Origin of the sequence: Burkholderia sp. NLJ2 (genome assembly GCF_049487195.1) — a bacterium.
GTDB lineage: Bacteria > Pseudomonadota > Gammaproteobacteria > Burkholderiales > Burkholderiaceae > Burkholderia > Burkholderia pyrrocinia.
The window spans coordinates 849,783-867,037 of the sequence record NZ_CP137808.1 but is presented as its reverse complement, the minus strand read 5'-3'; the positions used below and the strand labels follow the sequence as shown (position 1 = coordinate 867,037).

At 66.8% G+C, this 17,255-nt stretch carries 19 protein-coding genes, 1 tRNA gene and 1 riboswitch; of the genes, 11 read left to right on the top strand and 9 right to left on the bottom strand.

The window, feature by feature from the left end:
- Positions 1-4 precede the first annotated feature (4 nt).
- A complete protein-coding gene (gene glyA / locus R9B84_RS03935; RefSeq protein ID WP_423759284.1) occupies positions 5-1,252 on the bottom strand; it encodes a serine hydroxymethyltransferase in 1,248 nt (415 codons plus the stop codon).
- 137 nt (positions 1,253-1,389) lie between these two features.
- Positions 1,390-1,490: riboswitch (ZMP/ZTP riboswitch) on the bottom strand.
- Positions 1,491-1,670: 180 nt separating this feature from the next.
- Here glyA and R9B84_RS03930 point away from each other — a divergent pair.
- The 9 genes from R9B84_RS03930 to R9B84_RS03890 all read left to right on the top strand — a co-directional run bounded on the left by R9B84_RS03930 (position 1,671) and on the right by R9B84_RS03890 (position 8,238).
- A complete protein-coding gene (locus tag R9B84_RS03930; RefSeq protein ID WP_047899918.1) occupies positions 1,671-2,417 on the top strand; it encodes an SDR family NAD(P)-dependent oxidoreductase in 747 nt (248 codons plus the stop codon).
- 109 nt (positions 2,418-2,526) lie between these two features.
- Positions 2,527-3,012, top strand: a complete 486-nt coding sequence (ybgC, locus tag R9B84_RS03925) for a tol-pal system-associated acyl-CoA thioesterase (protein ID WP_423759283.1) — start codon at positions 2,527-2,529, stop codon at positions 3,010-3,012.
- 130 nt (positions 3,013-3,142) lie between these two features.
- The gene (gene tolQ, locus R9B84_RS03920) at positions 3,143-3,820 is read left to right on the top strand and encodes a protein TolQ (protein WP_047899916.1); all 678 of its coding nucleotides are present in this window, start codon (positions 3,143-3,145) and stop codon (positions 3,818-3,820) included.
- Between the two features lie 10 nt (positions 3,821-3,830).
- Positions 3,831-4,280, top strand: a complete 450-nt coding sequence (tolR, locus tag R9B84_RS03915) for a protein TolR (RefSeq protein WP_006484943.1) — start codon at positions 3,831-3,833, stop codon at positions 4,278-4,280.
- Complete coding sequence (gene tolA, locus R9B84_RS03910; RefSeq protein WP_423759282.1) at positions 4,277-5,326, top strand: cell envelope integrity protein TolA; 1,050 nt, start codon at positions 4,277-4,279, stop codon at positions 5,324-5,326. The genes tolR and tolA overlap by 4 nt, the downstream gene beginning before the upstream one ends.
- Positions 5,327-5,437: 111 nt before the next feature.
- A complete protein-coding gene (gene tolB, locus R9B84_RS03905) occupies positions 5,438-6,733 on the top strand; it encodes a Tol-Pal system beta propeller repeat protein TolB (protein ID WP_423759281.1) in 1,296 nt (431 codons plus the stop codon).
- A 17-nt stretch (positions 6,734-6,750) separates the two neighbouring features.
- A complete protein-coding gene (gene pal / locus R9B84_RS03900; RefSeq protein ID WP_423759280.1) occupies positions 6,751-7,263 on the top strand; it encodes a peptidoglycan-associated lipoprotein Pal in 513 nt (170 codons plus the stop codon).
- A 19-nt stretch (positions 7,264-7,282) separates the two neighbouring features.
- Positions 7,283-8,032 (top strand): tol-pal system protein YbgF, encoded by a 750-nt coding sequence (ybgF, locus tag R9B84_RS03895; RefSeq protein ID WP_423759279.1) that lies wholly within the window; start codon positions 7,283-7,285, stop codon positions 8,030-8,032.
- A 129-nt stretch (positions 8,033-8,161) separates the two neighbouring features.
- A tRNA-Lys gene (locus tag R9B84_RS03890) sits at positions 8,162-8,238 on the top strand.
- 182 nt (positions 8,239-8,420) lie between these two features.
- On the opposite strand, the gene R9B84_RS03885 is transcribed toward R9B84_RS03890, so the two are convergent.
- From R9B84_RS03885 to R9B84_RS03850, 8 genes are all read right to left on the bottom strand, one after another.
- A complete protein-coding gene (locus R9B84_RS03885) occupies positions 8,421-9,368 on the bottom strand; it encodes a fatty acid desaturase family protein (RefSeq protein ID WP_423759278.1) in 948 nt (315 codons plus the stop codon).
- Positions 9,365-9,982 (bottom strand): phosphatase PAP2 family protein, encoded by a 618-nt coding sequence (locus R9B84_RS03880; RefSeq protein ID WP_423759277.1) that lies wholly within the window; start codon positions 9,980-9,982, stop codon positions 9,365-9,367. Before R9B84_RS03880 ends, R9B84_RS03885 begins: the two co-directional genes overlap by 4 nt.
- Complete coding sequence (locus R9B84_RS03875; protein WP_423759955.1) at positions 9,979-11,136, bottom strand: hypothetical protein; 1,158 nt, start codon at positions 11,134-11,136, stop codon at positions 9,979-9,981. Before R9B84_RS03875 ends, R9B84_RS03880 begins: the two co-directional genes overlap by 4 nt.
- Positions 11,133-11,882: a hypothetical protein gene (locus R9B84_RS03870; protein WP_423759276.1), complete on the bottom strand. Its 750-nt coding sequence runs from the start codon at positions 11,880-11,882 to the stop codon at positions 11,133-11,135. Before R9B84_RS03870 ends, R9B84_RS03875 begins: the two co-directional genes overlap by 4 nt.
- Complete coding sequence (locus R9B84_RS03865) at positions 11,879-12,895, bottom strand: hypothetical protein (RefSeq protein WP_423759275.1); 1,017 nt, start codon at positions 12,893-12,895, stop codon at positions 11,879-11,881. The genes R9B84_RS03870 and R9B84_RS03865 overlap by 4 nt, the downstream gene beginning before the upstream one ends.
- 146 nt (positions 12,896-13,041) lie before the next feature.
- Entirely contained in the window at positions 13,042-14,112 is a 1,071-nt protein-coding gene (locus tag R9B84_RS03860) for a glycosyltransferase (RefSeq protein ID WP_423759274.1), read from the bottom strand.
- Positions 14,113-14,251: 139 nt separating this feature from the next.
- Positions 14,252-14,695, bottom strand: coding sequence for an inner membrane protein YiaA (gene yiaA / locus R9B84_RS03855; protein WP_047899904.1), 444 nt, complete (start codon positions 14,693-14,695; stop codon positions 14,252-14,254).
- A gap of 103 nt (positions 14,696-14,798) precedes the next feature.
- Entirely contained in the window at positions 14,799-15,746 is a 948-nt protein-coding gene (locus tag R9B84_RS03850; protein WP_423759273.1) for a cupin domain-containing protein, read from the bottom strand.
- A 130-nt stretch (positions 15,747-15,876) separates the two neighbouring features.
- Here R9B84_RS03850 and R9B84_RS03845 point away from each other — a divergent pair, with 130 nt between their 5' ends.
- Positions 15,877-16,206 carry a carboxymuconolactone decarboxylase family protein gene (locus R9B84_RS03845; protein ID WP_423759272.1) on the top strand — a complete coding sequence of 110 codons (330 nt, stop codon included), beginning with the start codon at positions 15,877-15,879 and terminating at the stop codon, positions 16,204-16,206.
- Between the two features lie 210 nt (positions 16,207-16,416).
- On the top strand, positions 16,417-17,250 hold the full coding sequence (locus R9B84_RS03840; RefSeq protein WP_423759954.1) for a class II glutamine amidotransferase: 834 nt from the start codon (positions 16,417-16,419) through the stop codon (positions 17,248-17,250).
- Positions 17,251-17,255: the final 5 nt, after the last annotated feature.

Genomic DNA, 17,255 nt, shown 5'->3' with positions numbered 1-17,255 from the left:
TCGATCAGCGATAGACCGGGAAACGCTTGGTCAGCTCGGCGACCTGTACGCGCACGCGCTCGATCGTCGCTGCATCTTCCGGGTTCTCCAGCACGTCGGCGATCAGGTTGCCCACCTGCTCCGCTTCCGCCGGCCCGAAGCCGCGCGTCGTCATCGCCGGCGAACCCAGGCGCACGCCGCTCGTCACGAACGGCTTTTCCGGGTCGTTCGGGATCGCGTTCTTGTTCACCGTGATGTGCGCCGCGCCGAGCGCCGCTTCCGCTGCCTTGCCCGTGATGTTCTTCGCGCGCAGGTCGACCAGCATCACGTGGCTTTCGGTGCGGCCCGACACGATCCGCAGCCCGCGCTTCACCAGCGTTTCAGCCAGCACGCGTGCGTTCTCGACCACCTTTTCCTGGTATGCCTTGAACTCCGGCGACAGCGCTTCCTTGAACGCCACCGCCTTCGCCGCGATCACGTGCATCAGCGGGCCGCCCTGGATGCCCGGGAAGATCGCCGAGTTGATCGGCTTCTCGTACTCGGACTTCATCAGGATCACGCCGCCGCGCGGGCCGCGCAGGCTCTTGTGCGTCGTCGTCGTCACGAAATCCGCGTGCGGCACCGGGTTCGGGTACACGCCGGCCGCGATCAGGCCTGCGTAGTGCGCCATGTCGACCATCAGGTACGCGCCCACCGACTTCGCGATCTTCGCCAGACGTTCGAAATCGATCTTCAGCGAGAACGCCGATGCGCCCGCAACGATCAGCTTCGGCTTGTGTTCCTGCGCGAGCTGTTCGGCCGCGTCGTAGTCGATGTCTTCGTTCTCGTTCAGGCCGTAGCTCACGACGTTGAACCACTTGCCCGACATGTTCACCGGCGAGCCGTGCGTCAGGTGACCGCCGTGCGCGAGGCTCATGCCCATGATCGTGTCGCCCGGCTTGAGCATCGCGAAGAACACGCCCTGGTTCGCCTGCGAACCCGAGTTCGGCTGCACGTTCGCGGCTTCCGCGCCGAACAGCTGCTTCACGCGGTCGATCGCCAGTTGCTCGACGACGTCGACGTACTCGCAGCCGCCGTAGTAGCGCTTGCCCGGATAACCTTCCGCGTACTTGTTCGTGAGCTGCGAGCCCTGCGCGGCCATCACGGCCGGGCTCGTGTAGTTTTCCGACGCGATCAGCTCGATGTGATCTTCCTGGCGGCGGTTTTCCTGCTCGATCGCTGCAAAGACTTCGGGATCGACGTTCGCGATGGTGCTTTGGGCTCTGTCAAACATACGGTTTCCGTTAAGTGTGTACAGGTTGACCGGAGCGGCCGTGTACGGTGCGTTGCTGGCGGGACCAGCTCGACGTGGCGGAAGAATCCGTATGACGCGAGGCAGGACAGCCACCGGCGATGCACGCGACGGCGCACAACGGCTGCCCAGGCGAACGGCAAAAACGGCGCCCCGCGCTTCACGGTGGGATGCTCCACCTTGACCCCGAAGGGTTCTATCGCCAGTCACGCAGGGGTGATGAGCGCGTTAGTGTATTGGATGCGTCATGAATAGGCAACCGCACAGCAGTACGCCGAAAGCAATTGGGGCCAGACTCTACGCGCCCGTGCCGAAACGCTTTGCCGCCTTGCCGCGGTGCGGCAATCTCAGTAGGCTTGCGGGATACCACCCGCTATTTTGTCACCGACCAGGAGCAGCAATGATCGTGTTCGTCACAGGCGCGTCCGCCGGCTTCGGCGCCGCCATCGCCCGTGCCTTCGTCAACGGAGGCCACCGCGTCGTCGCGACCGCGCGCCGCAAGGATCGTCTCGATGCGCTCGCCGCCGAACTCGGCGATGCCCTTCTGCCGCTCGAGCTCGACGTGCGCGACCGCGCGGCCGTCGAAGCCGTGCCGGCCGCCCTTCCCGCCGAATTCGCGGCGCTCGACGTGCTCGTCAACAACGCCGGCCTCGCGCTCGGCGTCGAGCCGGCCCACAAGGCCAGCCTCGACGAATGGCAGACCATGATCGACACGAACTGCTCGGGCCTCGTGACCGTCACGCACGCGCTGCTGCCCGGCATGATCGAGCGCGGCCGCGGCCATATCTTCAATCTCGGTTCGGTTGCCGGCACCTATCCGTATCCGGGCGGGAACGTATACGGCGCAACCAAGGCTTTTGTCCGACAATTCAGCCTGAACCTGCGCGCCGACCTGATCGGCACGCCGTTGCGCGTGACCGACATCGAGCCGGGCCTGTGCGGCGGCACGGAATTCTCGAACGTCCGCTTCCGCGGCGACGACGCGAAGGCGGCCAACGTCTACCAGAACGTCCAGCCGCTCACGTCCGAGGACATCGCCGACACGATCTACTGGATCGCGACGCGCCCGGCACACGTGAACATCAACACGATCGAGATGATGCCGGTCGCCCAGGCACCGGCCGGCCTCACGATCCATCGCGGCTGACACATCGCGCGCAGCCGCGGCCCGGCCGTCGGGCCGGCCCGCGGTGTGCTACGTCATACTACATTCCGTTACGAAACGGTTATGAATCAGGCTTCTGCGTTCCGGTAGAATGCGCGCCATGACTCAGCCTACCCGCTCCCCGGAAGCGCGTTCCGGCTTTACCTGGCCGGTGCGTGTGTACTACGAGGATACCGATGCAGGCGGCATCGTCTTCTATGCCAACTACCTGAAGTTCTTCGAGCGCGCCCGCACCGAGTGGCTTCGCGCATGCGGCATCGACCAGCGCCAGCTCGCCGACGATACCGGCGCGATCTTCATCGTCCGCAGCACGTCGCTCGACTACCGCGCGCCGGCGCGACTCGACGACACGCTGGCGATCACGAGCCGGCCGGGACGCATCGGCCGTGCATCGGTGGAATTCACGCAGGAAGCCTGGTGTGGCGACACGCTGCTCGTGGCCGGACATATCCGCCTCGGCTGCGTCGACCGTAACGGTATCCGGCCCGCGGCCATCCCGCAGGTCGTGCTCGACGCGCTGCACCGCGGGCCCGTCATCGACGCCGGGCAGACTGTACTGTCAACGAAGCTCGCATGAGCGCCGTTTAGACAAAGCCTATGAACTTGCCTTCCTGATTCGATACTAAGCAAGGTTCGGCGCCAGGCATGGCCGGCGCGCCGCGCCACACGCATACCGGGCGCCCCGAAGGGACGTTACTCAAACCTCTATGAACACTTCTCAAGACCTGTCGATCATTTCCCTCGTCCTCAACGCGAGCGTGCTGGCCCAGGCCGTGATGGGGCTGCTGCTGCTGCTGTCGGTGATGTCGTGGACCTTCATCTTCCGCAAGTGGTTTGCGATCCGCCGCGCACGCGCGCAGACCGAACGCTTCGAGAGGGATTTCTGGTCGGGCGGCGACCTGCAGGCGCTGTACCAGAGCGCGGCCAACAACCGCCACACGATCGGCGCGCTCGAGCGGATCTTCGAATCGGGGATGCGCGAATTCCTGAAGGCGAAGGAAAAGCGCCTCAGCGACCCGGGCCTCGTGCTCGACGGTGCGCGCCGCGCGATGCGCGCGTCGTTCCAGCGTGAAATGGACGTGCTCGAAGCGAACCTCGCGTTCCTCGCATCGGTCGGTTCGGTCAGCCCGTACATCGGCCTGTTCGGCACGGTCTGGGGGATCATGAACTCGTTCCGCGGCCTCGCGAACGTGCAGCAGGCCACGCTCGCGAACGTCGCGCCGGGCATCGCCGAGGCGCTCGTCGCCACCGCGATCGGCCTGTTCGCCGCGATTCCGGCGGTGGTCGCGTACAACCGCTACGCGCACGACATCGACCGCCTCGCGATCCGCTTCGAGACCTTCATCGAAGAGTTCTCGAACATCCTGCAGCGTCAGGCCCAGTAAGGAGCACGCCATGGCAGGAAGTCCCATCCGATCCAGCATGCGCGGCGGCCGCTCGCGCCGCGCAATGGCCGACATCAACGTCGTGCCGTACATCGACGTGATGCTGGTGCTGCTCGTGATCTTCATGGTCACCGCACCGCTCGTCGCCCCGTCGATCATCAACCTGCCGACCGTCGGCAATGCCGCGCCGCAGGAGCAGACACCCCCCGTCGTCGTCAACATCAAGGCCGACCGCACGATGAGCGTCAAGTACAAGGGCGACTCGGGCGCGACCCAGGAAGACACGATGACGAAGGCCGAGCTCGACAGCTTCATCTCGGCGCGGCAGGCCGATCATCCCGACCAGCCGGTCGTGATCGCGGCCGACAAGACCGTGCAGTACGATGCGGTCATGACCGTGATGTCGGATCTGAAGGCGCGCGGCGTCAAGCGCGTCGGTCTCCTCGTCAAATCGCAATGAACCGGCAGCAATCCACACGCAGCACCGGCTATCCGCCTCAGCCTCCCCGCGAGCGCGGCACCTGGCGCGCATTCGCGCTCGCCGCGCTGATGCACGTGCTGCTCGCGCTGTTTCTCTATCACGGCGTGCAGTGGCAGAACAGCACGCCGGCCGGCGCCGAAGCCGAGCTGTGGACCGAAGTGCCCGACGTCGCCGCGCCGCGGCCGGTCGTGACGCCGCCTGCGAAGGTCGCGCCGCCCCCTCCCCCGGTGCGCGACGAGCAAGCCGACATCGCGCTGCAGCAGAAGAAGCGCCAGCAGGAAGCGGCCGCGCGTGAAGCGCTGCTCGAGCAGCAGCGGCGCGCGCAGCAACTGAAGGCCCAGCAGGAAGATGACGCCCGGCGCGCGCAGCTCGCCGCGCAACAGGCTGCCGCACTCGCCGCGCAGAAGGCCGCGGAACGCGACAGGCAGAAGCAGGCAGACAAGCTCAAGCAACAGCAGCTCGCCGAGCAGCAGAAGCTCGAACAGCAGAAACTCCAGCAGCAGAAGCAGGCGCAGCTCGAAGCGCAGCAGGCGGCGAAGGCGAAGTCCGAGGCAGCCGCGAAGGCAAAGGCGGAAGCCCAGGCCAAGGCGAAGGCCGAAGCCACGGCGCGCGCGAAGGCCGAGGCGGCGGCGAACGCGAAGCTCGACCGCGAACGCAGCGCGCGTCTCGCGCAGATGCAGGGCCTGTCCGGCGCCGGCGAAGGCGGCGGCGAAGGCCTCGCGAAAAGCGGCACGGGCACGGGCTCCGGCGGCAATGCCGCAACGCCCGGCTATGCCGACAAGGTGCGCCGCCGCGTCAAGCCGAACATCGTTTGGGGCGGCGAGCGAGCAGGCCTGACCACCGTCGTCAAGATTCGGTGCACGCCATCCGGTGACGTATTGAGCGCATCGGTCTCCCGCTCCAGCGGGAATTCGGGGTGGGATCAAGCCGTGGTCAGTGCGATCCACGCATCGGTCCCGTTGCCGCCCGATTCTAACGGTCGTACGCCGTCTGACATTACGATTACCTTCAAGGCGGCGGAGTGAAAGGAAATACGCTTACACTCCGGGCGTCACTGTCAGACGGGAACGAATCGGGTATTTTTACTGTCTCTCTGCGGTTGCGCAGCGATCCAAGTCATACGGGAAGCAAGAAGCATGAGTTTGATGACAAAGCTAGGTTTCAGGGCACTCGTGGCCTCGTGTCTGATTGCGGCGGGCAGCGCCGCTAACGCCCAGGTCAACGTGCTGATCACCGGTGTCGGGTCGACCCAGTTCCCCATTGCCACCGCGAATTTCGCGAATGAGGCGGGCCTGCCACAGCAGGTCACGTCGATCGTCCGCGCCGACCTCGCCCGCAGCGGCAAATTCACCAACATCGACGCGGGCAGCACGCCCGTGCCCGAGACCGCCTCGGTCGATCTCGGCGCATGGAAGGCCAAGGGCGCGAATGCGTTCGTCGCCGGCAGCGTGAACCGCGAAGCGAACGGCCAGTACAAGGTCAACTTCATCCTGTACGACACCGTGAAGCAGCAAAGCCTCGGCGGCCTGTCGCTGACGGCCACCGACACCACGCTGCGCACGGCCGGCCACAAGATCGCCGACTACATCTTCCAGAAGCTGCTCGGCGTGCGCGGCGTATTCGCCACGCGCCTGTCTTACGTGATCAAGACCGGTAACCGCTACCAGCTGCAGATTTCGGATTCGGACGGCCAGAACCCGCGCATCGCGCTGTCGAGTACCGAGCCGATCATCTCGCCGGCCTGGTCGCCGAACGGCACGAAGGTCGCGTACGTATCGTTCGAGCGCAAGAAGCCGATCGTCTACATCCACGACCTGCCGACCGGCCGCCGCTACATCGTCTCCGACCAGAAGGGCAACAACAGTGCGCCGGCCTGGTCGCCGGACAGCAACACGCTTGCCGTCGCACTGTCGCTCACGGGCAATACGCAAATCTATACGGTCAACTCGACCGGCGGCGGCCTGCGCCGTCTCACGCAGGGCAGCTCGATCGACACCGAACCGTTCTACTCGCCGGACGGCCACTGGATCTACTTCACGAGCGATCGCGGCGGTGCGCCGCAAATCTACCGGATGCCCGCACAGGGCGAAAGCGCCGGTGCCGCGCAGCGCGTGACCTTCACCGGCAGCTACAACACGAGCCCGCGTGTGAGCCCGGACGGCAAGCTGCTCGCCTACATCTCCCGTACCGGTGGGGGCTTCAAGCTGTACGTTCAGGATCTGCAATCCGGCGCGGCGAACGCCATCACGAATACGAATCGCGACGAATCGCCGAGCTTCGCGGCAAACGGCCAGTACCTTCTGTACGCTACCCAGTCGGGTGGTCGCAACGTTCTGGCTGCAGTGCCCTCCGACGGCAGCGCGCCGCCGCAAATCCTGTCCGTCCAGGGCGGCTCCGTTCGTGAGCCGTCGTGGGGGCCCTTCATGCAATGACCACAAGGAGAGTAACCATGATGTCGAATAAGGCTCGTCTGGCCCTGGCCGTGATGATGATCAGCGCGCTCGCAGCGTGCAAGTCGGGCGTGAAGCTCGACGACAAGGCAAACAACGCGGGTGCGGTCAGCACGCAACCGAGCGCCGACAACGTCGCGCAAGTGAACGTCGATCCGCTGAACGACCCGAACAGCCCGCTCGCGAAGCGCAGCATCTACTTCGACTTCGACAGCTATTCGGTGAAGGACGAATATCAGCCGCTGATGCAGCAACACACCCAGTACCTGAAGAGCCACCCGCAGCGCCACGTGCTGATCCAGGGCAACACCGACGAACGCGGCACGAGCGAGTACAACCTCGCGCTGGGCCAGAAGCGTGCGGAAGCCGTCCGTCGCGCGATGGCACTGCTCGGCGTGAACGATTCGCAGATGGAAGCCGTGAGCCTCGGCAAGGAAAAGCCGCAGGCAGCGGGTCACGACGAAGCATCGTGGGCGCAGAACCGTCGCGCCGACCTCGTCTACCAACAGTAAGTAACGGAAGAATCGCCGTATGACGCACCGTGTAACCTGGCTGCGTGCAGCCGCAGCTCTCTGCGTCGTCGGCGCGGCGTCGTCGGCCGCGCCGGCGCACGCAGGCGTGTTCGACGACAACGAAGCGCGCCGCGCCGTGCTCGACCTGCGCAGCAAGACCGACAACCTGGCGAGCCAGTTGTCCGCCGCCCAGCGTACGATCCTCGATCAATCCGGCCGTCTCGACCAGCTTAACCAGCAGGTCGCGACGCTGCGCGGCGAGAACGAGGACCTGACGAACCGGCTGACGACGCTCGAGCGGCAGCAGAAGGAGTACTACCAGGATCTCGACACTCGGCTCAAGAAGTTCGAGCCGCAGCAGGCGACGATCGACGGTGTCGAAGGCACCGTGCAGCCGGGTGAAACGGATGCGCTCAGCGCGGCGCAGCAGCAGTTCCGCAACGGCAACTTCAAGGCGGCGGCGGCTTCGTTCCGCAGCTTCATCGCGAAGTATCCGCAGAGCCCCTACCAGCCGACCGCGCAGTACTGGCTCGGCAATGCGCAATACGCGCTGCGCGACTACCGCGGTTCGACGGCGACGTGGCAAGGGATCGTGAGCAAGTTCCCGCAGCACCCGCGCGCGGCCGATGCACTCGTGGCGATCGGTACGAACCAGCTCGAACAAGGCCAGAAGGCGGCTGCGAAGAAGACGTTCGAACAGGTTGTTTCGCAGTACGCCGGGTCGAACGCGGCGCAGACGGCGCAGGGCAAGCTCGAAACGATCAAATAATTATCGTGGCGGATTGTTGACTCACCGAAAATCCGTCGCTATAATCTTTTGCTCTTTGGGTCGCTAGCCAAGCCGCATCAGCTACAACCTGAAGCCGTTTTTTCGTTCTCGAGCAATTTTTGAGAACGTGGGGTGGTAACTCAGTTGGTTAGAGTATCTGACTTTTAATCAGAGAGTCGAGGGTTCGAGTCCCTCCCACCCTACCATCTATCTTTTTGATAGTTGCAATTGAAGCCTCCCGCGTGGAGGCTTTTTTGCGTCTGCCTCTTGCCGTATCGGGCTCGAATTTCCCACTTCGTATCCGATTGCGTGCGCAAGCATCCGGCATCCTTGCCCCCTCCTCCACGGTCGCCCCGGCGCATACAACCGCACGATCCCTGCTCGCAAGTCAGCGCACGCTCACGTCGCGCAACACCGCACCGTATCCCGCATACAGGTTGCCGTCGGGCAGCAACTGCCGCTGCGCGAGTTGTCGATGCACGACCGGCAGGTTATGGAACGGCATCCGCGTGTACAGATGATGCTCGATATGAAAATGAATCGCGTGCGGGCCGAACAGAAACGTCTGCCACGAACGCCGGCCGATCGTGCGCGCATTGCGGCTCTGGTCGTCGCAAGCCGGCAGCCCCGCGTGCTCGAAAATCGCGCGCACCTGCCCGGCGAGCGGCAACAGCGTGACGGACGGCACGACCCACAGCCCGATGTACAGCAGCGGATGTCCGGCCAGCGCGAGCGCGCCGAACAGCAAGCCGTTGCCGGCCAGCATCGACGCGACTTCCCACGCCGCATATGCACGCGATTTCCCGACCTTCGGCAACGCATGCGCAAATTCGCCGCGCGCGAGCTTCACGACGCTCGTCACGTAGCCGATCCCGCACGCGTACGCGAGCAGGCGGCCGATCAGCCGCCCGCGCGTCACCGGATAGTCGTGCACGCCGAACAGCAGCGCAACGGGATCGTCCGGCTGCATCGGCGCGCGATGGTGCTTCAGATGGCCCGCACGATACGTACGCAGCGACAGCCACAGCGGGCCGGCCGCGAACAACTGGCCCAGTACGTCGTTGACGCGCCGGCTCCGCGCCAGCAACCCGTGCGCACCTTCGTGCATCATGACCGCGAGCGCAAGCTGGCTGCGCGCGATCACGATCGCGGCAAACGCGTAGACGAGCGGATGCGGGAACGCGATCGCCACCGCGAACGCAGCGACAATCATCATCCAGTCGCCGGCCAGCGCGGCACCGACACGCGACGCGTTCACGCGAAACAGCGCGGGATCGGGCACGAACTGCGCAAGCGCGGTGTTCTGGCCGGCATGATGAACATGGGCATCCGTCACGCGAGCCTCCTGCGCAGCGAACGCCGCTCGACCCACAGCGCGCTGACCATCGCGAGCGCGACGCCACCCAATACGTCGGCGACCGTATGCTGCTTGAGCGTCAGCGTCGACGCACAGATCAGCAGGCCGATCGCCGTCGCCGCGAGCCGACGCCGGTCCGTCAGCATCCGGCACGCGACGCACGTCACCGCGACATGCAGGCTCGGAAAACCGTTGGCCGCGAGATCGAGCTGCCACATGCGCGCGAGACGGTGGCGCACGAACGTATTGCCGATCTCCGCGACATCCGGCCGCGGGACGGCTTCCGGAAACAGCAGGAAGCAGACGACACCGAACACGAACGCGATCAGCACGGCCTCCTTGAACGCGGCGAACGCGGGCGGCCGCGCATATGCGGCCAGAGTAATCACGAACGGAAAGAAACCGACATAGACGAACCACGACCATGCGATGAACGGAATCCGCGCATCGATCGGCGTGGCAAACACGTAGCGCGGCGTGACGCTGCGCTCCAGCAGAAAGAAGATCGCAAGGCCCGCGGCCATGCCGAACGTCGCGACCAGCATCTGCCGGATCTCGGGCCGGCGATCGTCACGAAGCGACAATGTGTTCATCGCGGAACCGGCGCCTCGCATCGGGGATCCGCTTCGGCCGTCCGCGCATGCGGACGCAGCGCGAGGATGCGCGACGTCCACGCATCGACGCGCGCACGCGCATGCTCACGTCCGGCCATCGTTCCTGCCGGCGTGCCCGGATTGCGCATCAGGTCGGCTGCGGCCTGCGCGACCTCCTGCCGGAACGCGGCCGCGTCGCCGCGCCACGCGACAATGCGATGCACGAGTTGCAGACGTGCCGCACGCGCGGCATTGCTCGCCTGCTCGGGCTGATCGGTCAGCACGAGCAGGATCGGGCGGCGATACACGCGCGCGATCGACAGTGCGGCCATGCCGGGCGCAGACACGATCAGCGGCGCGTGTGCGGCACGCATCGCCCAGTCGGTATCAACGCCGGTCCAGCCGTCGTGCCCGGCGTAGCCCTCGCCGACGCGGTGTGCCGCGAGCCCCGCGTCGCGCATACCGGCCGACAGCGCATCGGCGAGCGCGACATCGCGAAAGTGCGGATTCAGATAAACAGCGGCGGCAGCCAGCTCCGATGCCGGCAGTTCGGCGACGACCGGCACCGGCGTCGGCAACCGGCAATGCCCGCGCGGTCGCTGCGCATCGTCGGCCACCTCGTACGCAAAGTCGTGTTCGATGCAGCACAGCGCCGAATCGATCTGCCAGTCGACGATCCGCGCAAACGCACGCGCCAGCGCGCGCGGCAACCGTGCGTCGAAATTCTCCGTCAGCGCACGGCGCAGGCTGCCGCCGTACACATGAACGATGCGGCGGCGCCAGCCCGGCACCGCGCCCATGAACAGCAGCGCCGGATGAAACGAATCGTTGATCACGAGATCGGCATCGCGAACGATCGCACGCAGCCGCGCGATGTCGCGCAGCATGCGCGTCGGCGTGAATACGTAGTGCGCGACATTGCGATCGGTCGCGTCGCGCAGCATGTTCTGCCGCGCGTCGAACTGCACCGCGTAGTGACGGGACAGCACGGGAGCGTCGATGCCGAACGCGGACAGGAATGCCTGCCCCGCATCGGACGTCGTCAGCACATCGACGTCCGCGTCGGCCTTGCGCAACGCATGCACGAGCAGTTGCGCGCGCATCAGGTGGCCGCGCGCGTCGGCCGTCGCGAGATAGACGATCCGCGGCATCATGCGCGCGGACGAAGCGACTGGATCCATCCGGCCGCGTACATCGCCAGCGCACCCGTCACGCCGAAACCGGCGTCGATTGCACGGATCTCGTCCAGCAACGCAGCGAGATGCGCCGCCTCGGATGGCGCGACGAGACGGCGCAGCGTGTCCGAACAGAGCCGGACGTGCCGCGTCTCGTCGGCGAGCACGCGCGCGAGCAGCGGATATAGCGGATGCGCGTCGCCGATCGTCGCGCAGTGGCGCGCGAGCACGCGCATCGCCATCTGTTCCGCGCACAGGCCCGTCGCATAGGCCGGCACGAGCACGCCTTGCGCGAAATGCGGCGCGTAGCGCTGCGCGAGCCGGCGCCATCGCACAATCTTGCGCCGGCTCAGCCAGTCGGGTTCGTGCGGCTTCGTGGAAGCCGCGACACCGCGCACGTGTAGCGCGTCGGCAAACGCGGCCGCATGGCGTCGCTCGTCCGCGAGGTGCTGCTCGATCCGCGGCGCGAGCCAGTCCGGCGGCTGTCCGGCCCAGTCCTCGTGCAGCGCGCACTCGGTCGCTTCTTCGCCGATCAGGTACATGCGCAGCATCCAGCGCTCGCCATGCGTGCTGCGATGAAGCTGCCGGATCGCCGCCCGCTTGATGCGATCGACGAGATACGCACGTACTCGCGCCGCGCCGTGCGGCACGGGCGCATCGAGACAGTCGAAGCGCTCGCCGTGCGTCGCCTGCGGCGACGCGGGCAGTTCGCCTGCCGCGGTCATGCCGGCACGCCTCGTGCGGACGCGGATTTCGTCGCGGATGCCGCAGCGGCAGCCGGATCGCGACGCCAGCCGAGGATCAGGCCGACGAAGCTTTCCTGCATGAACGCATGCGCGGACGCGGCCGCCCCCGCGAATGCCTCCTCGCGGCCGTTCACGCGCAGATAGCCGTTGCCGTCGCGCGCACCGAACTCGATCCGGTCGTTCTTCCTGAAGCCGCGCTCGCGCACCTCCTTCAACAGCGCGCTGCCGTCGAGACCGAACAGGAACAGCTCGCGCTGCGCGACCCACACCGGAATGTGATTGCTCAGTGTATCGAAACGAATGGACCACGTGCCGGCCGCGAGTGCGCGATCGACGTCCGCATCGTGCGGCGCGTTCGACGTGAAGCTCGCGCGCGCGACCGACTTCGTCAGGCCGCCGACGCCGAGCGCGATCGTGATGTCGTCGGCCGATGGCTGCTTCGGATCGGTCGCGCGCACCTTCACCAGATGCCGCGCGAGCCGCGATGCCAGCGACGGATGCGCGAACAGCGCAAGCGTTTCATCCGGCGTGAGGATGTCGCGCTCGCCGTCGCCCTCCTTCACGCGCACGCGATACGGATCGATCCGGACATCGGTGAACTTGCCATGCACGGGCGCATGGACGTACACGTCGCGATCCCATTTCGCACCGTCGCGACGCAGCAGCACGTGCACGCTCAACGGCACGCGCCGGCCGTCGCCGTCGACGCCCGTGCCCTGCAGCAGCACGTCGCCGAGCACGTCCTTCGTGCGGCGATTCGCGTCGCTCGAAAAGACGATCGCGTGCGCGTCGGTATCGATGCTCGCGTGAACTTCGGGCGCATCGAGCGCGACGCGATTGCAGTCCGTTGCGGCCGCGTTCGCGAACGGGCAGCCGCTTTGCGACGCGAAGTGGACGATCCCGCGCCCCGCGTGATCGACCGGCGCGGCATGGGCGCCGGCGCTGGCGGCAAACAGGGCGAGGCAGGCAACACGGGTGGCGAATGAGGGCATGGTCGTCGTCGGGATGGTGTCGGGGTGTCGGGGTGTCGGGGTGTCGGGGTGTCGGGGTGTCGGGGTGTCGGGGTGTCGGGGTGTCGGGGTGTCGGGGTGTCGGGGTGTCGGGGTGTCGTGGCGGCGTCGCGAAGCGCGGCGCCGTTTCAATGACGGTGATAGGACAGCGCTTCGAGATCGCGTCGGGCCGATGCACGTCCCGCGAGCCCGAAACCACGCGCGAGCGCGCCCAGCGTATCGACGGCGGACGCGGCGATCGTGACGCCGACGGCCGCGAGATAGCGAGCGGCGCCAAGCTGCGGCAGTTGCTGGCGATTGAGCGCGCGCAGGCTGTAGCCGAGCCGCATCGCCATCACGCAGAACGGGCCGAGCGGGCCGCTGCGGCCGAGCCACTGCCATTGACGCGGCAGGTATGCATTCACGAGATACGGCGTCAGCCCGACGCTGTCCTCGCCGCGCATCCAGCGCAGCTTCAGCGATTCGCGATGCGTGTCCGGCAGCCGATGCTCGGTGTGCGCGGCCGGCGCGAACTCGACGGCCACGCCGGCCGCCTGCATCCGCAGCCCCATCACCTGGCAATGCGCGCGATAGACGCCGTCGAGCGGCTCGTAGCGGAATTGCGCGAACACGTCGCGCCGGAACGCGACGTTGTTCGCGTAGAAGTTGCGCGTCGCGCCGTCGCGCAGCGGGCTCGGGAAATACATGAAATCGATCGACGTCAGCGCGATGCCGAGCACGTTCGGCGCATAGCTGGTCCGCCCCGCCACCGCGACGGGCACGTCGTCCGTATCGCGCGCGAACGGCGCGAGCAGATGCTCGAGCCAGTCGTCGGCCGGCCGGCAATCGGCATCGGCGAACACAACGACGTCGCAACGCGCCGCGTCGACGCGATCGAAACCGTCGTTCTTCGCATCGTAGTAGCCGGTGCTCGCGCCGATCTCGACGAAGTCGATCGGGCGGCCGGCCAGCGCGGCGATCTGCGCGCACGCATCGGCAGGCAGGCCGTCGTGCGTGATGATCCATTGCGCGAGTGCCGCGGGCGGCACGGTCTGCTTCGACAGCGCCGACACGAGGCGCTTCAGGCTGTCGACGGCCTGTGCGAGGCCGGCGCCGCCGCGCAGGTTGTTCGTCTCCAGCACGAGCGCGGCCTTGGCCGCCACGGCACGGGCGGCCAAGGCCGACCTCGTGCGCGGTGTGGTTTCCATGATGTCTGTCATCCTGAATATCTCCATCGTCATGCGCAGCGGCATGGATGAAACGAAAGGACGGGGAGCATGCGGCGCGCCGGCGAATGCGGGGCGCCGCGGATGTCGTCGCGAACCGGGCGCCCCCGGCGGGCGCCCGTCCCGCGTGCCGTTACTCCTGGACGGACGTCGCGGAATCGGCGTCGGTGTAACGCGGCTTCGCGTTCTGCAGGTCGCGCGTGTTCTTCTGCACGGCCACCGCGCCGAACAGCGCGAGCACGAACGACATCGCGTAGAAGCCCTTCTCGCTCAACTGCAGCGTCGCGTTGAAGAGGCCGACAACCAGCAGCGCGATCGACAGCAGCAGTGCGATCCAGCTGATGCCGTAGTAGATACCGGTGACGGGAATGCCTTCCGCGCGATCGCGGACGCTTTTCTGCAGCGAGATCGCCGCATAGAGGCCGAACACCAGCACGGTGAAGTAGTAGCCCTTCTCGTTGAGCTGCATGCCGGCGTTCCAGAGACCGATCAGGAATGCCGCGAAACCTGCGATCAGTGCGGCCCACGATGCCGCCACGAACGCGAACGACGGCTGCTGGATGGTGGTCTGGTTCATTGCTTTGCCCTCTCTTTCTTCTTGTTCGAAATCGTTTTAGTTGAACTGCGTTTCGCGCATGGTAGCAGCTTTGGCGCGCGCCAAGACGGCCGCGCTTGCAGTCTTACATGCCGCGCTGCGCGCGCCGCCAGCGCCCGGGTGTGGTGCCGAGCACCGCGCGAAACGCCTTGCCGAAGGCCGCCTCGGACTGATAGCCGACCGCCTGGCCGATCTCCGCCTGGCCGCGCTGCGTGTCCTGCAGCAGCGCGCATGCGTGCATCATCCGGATCTGCGCGACGAACGCGCCGACGCTCATCCCGGCCTTCTCGCGGAAATGCCGCGCATAGGTCGCGCGCGACATCGCCGCTGCGTCGCCGAGCGACTCGACCGTCCACGGCTGCTCCGGCGCCTGCAGCACGGCCTGAACCGACGGGCCGAGCCGCGTATCCGCTGCGAGCGCAAGCCAGCCGGACGGCACGCGCGCGTCGCGGCCGTATGCGCGCAACGCATACGCGAGCAGCGCCTGGCCGAGCGCATTCACGATCGCACCGGCACCCGGCTGCACGTTCGACGCCTCGGTGCGCAGCACGCTCGTCAACAGTTGCAGCGGCGCGAACCCCGACACCTCGCGCAACCCGACGTGCAGCACCTGCGGCAGCGTGCGCATCAGCAGTTCGCCTGCGCCGCGCGCATAGACGAAACGTCCGCACAGCAGGTCCACGCTCGCGCTGCCCGGTTCGGCCGGATCGAGATTCGACTTGACCGGCAGCACCGCGCCGCCGGCGGCACCCGATTCGCGCAGCGGTGCGGCCGGCCGCGACCGGCCGGCCCCCGCGTCGAGCAGGTCGTGCGCACTGCCGGCGGGCAACAGCACGAAATCGCCGTCGGCGAGCTGCAGCGTGCGCCCGTCGGCGGTACGCAGCCGGCACGTTCCGGCCAGCAGCAGGTGGAACGCCGCCTCGCCGGGCGGCAACGGGTCGTGCGGCATCGCGAACGGCCCGTCGAGCAGGCAGCGCACGTCGAGTTCGACATGGCTACGGCCCAGCGACAGCAGTTGACTCAATGCATCCATGAGACGATCGCGCTAAAAATTGACACTCTAGCGTATCGAAACCCTCAGCGCGAGCGATCAGAATAGCCCTGCATCGCCCGAGATCGCGGCGTCCGCCGCCCTCCTGACCTCTTCTCGAAAAGGACGCATCATGCTGAACTGGAACGAATACCGGAAGGAACTCTCGACGCGCATCGGCGATATCGCCAAGCTGTCGCCCGATACGCTGTCCGGCTACCAGGCGCTGGCCGGCGCCGGCGCCAAGACGGGCCATCTCGACGCGAAGACGCGCGAACTGATCGCGCTCGCGGTGGCCGTCACGACGCGTTGCGACGGCTGTATCGCCGTTCACACGGCCGAAGCGACGAAGCATGGCGCAACCCGGGAAGAAGTGGCGGAAGCGCTCGGCGTCGCGATTGCGCTGAATGCGGGCGCGGCGCTCGTCTATTCGGCGCGCGTGATGGACGCGCTCGGCGACTGAGCGTGACGGCCGCGGCGGCGCCGTCGCGGGCCGCCGCGCTGCGTGGCGCCCGGCCACCTGGCCGGGCGGTTGCGCATCGCACGTACGGATGCGGCACGTATGAGGATTGGGCGGCGTGCCCGCCCGGGCGACCGCCCCGGCACGCGCAGGCGCGAGCGCCCTGCGAAGTCGGCTACCATGCGCGAACGATCCATCGTGAAGGAGCGCACCATGTGCCGCTGGCTCGCCTATACGGGTAATCCGATCCATCTCGAGACCGTGCTGTTCCGCGCGAAGCATTCGCTGATCGACCAGAGCCTGCATTCGGAACTCGGCGCCACGACCACCAATGGCGACGGGTTCGGCATCGGCTGGTACGGGCACCCCGACGAACTGCCGTTCCGCTACCGCTCCGTGCATCCCGCGTGGAACGACCGCAACCTGCGCGAAGCCGCGCGCGCGATCCGCTCGCGGATGTTCATCGCGCATATCCGCGCGGCGACCGACACGCCCGTGCAGGAAACCAACTGCCACCCGTTTCGCCACGGCCGCTGGCTGTTCGCGCACAACGGGCTGATCCGCGATTTCCACAAGCTGCGCCGCGACCTGACGATGACGGTCGATCCCGCACTGTTCCCGACGCTCGAAGGCTCGACCGACTCCGAGCTGATGTTCCGCCTCGCGCTGACGTACGGCCTCGAGCAGACGCCGCTGCCGGCGCTCGAGCGGATGGTCGGCGTGGTCGAGGAAACCGCCGCGCGCCATCGCGTGGCCAACCCGCTCAACATGACGATCTGCGCGACCGACGGCGAACGGATCATCGCGGTGCGCTACTCCAGCGAACGGCAATCTCGCTCGCTGTTCCACAGCACGTCGTTCAAGCACCTGCACGAGCTGTATCCGCATAACCCGCGCATCACAGAAGCGGGAAACGACGCGTTCATGGTCGTGTCCGAACCGCTCGTCGACCTGCGCGGCGCGTGGGAGGAAGTGCCGGAGGGCATGGCGATCGTCGCGCACGGGGCGGACGTGCAGCAGCGGCCGTTCGGGCCGCGGCGGAAGTAGCCGCA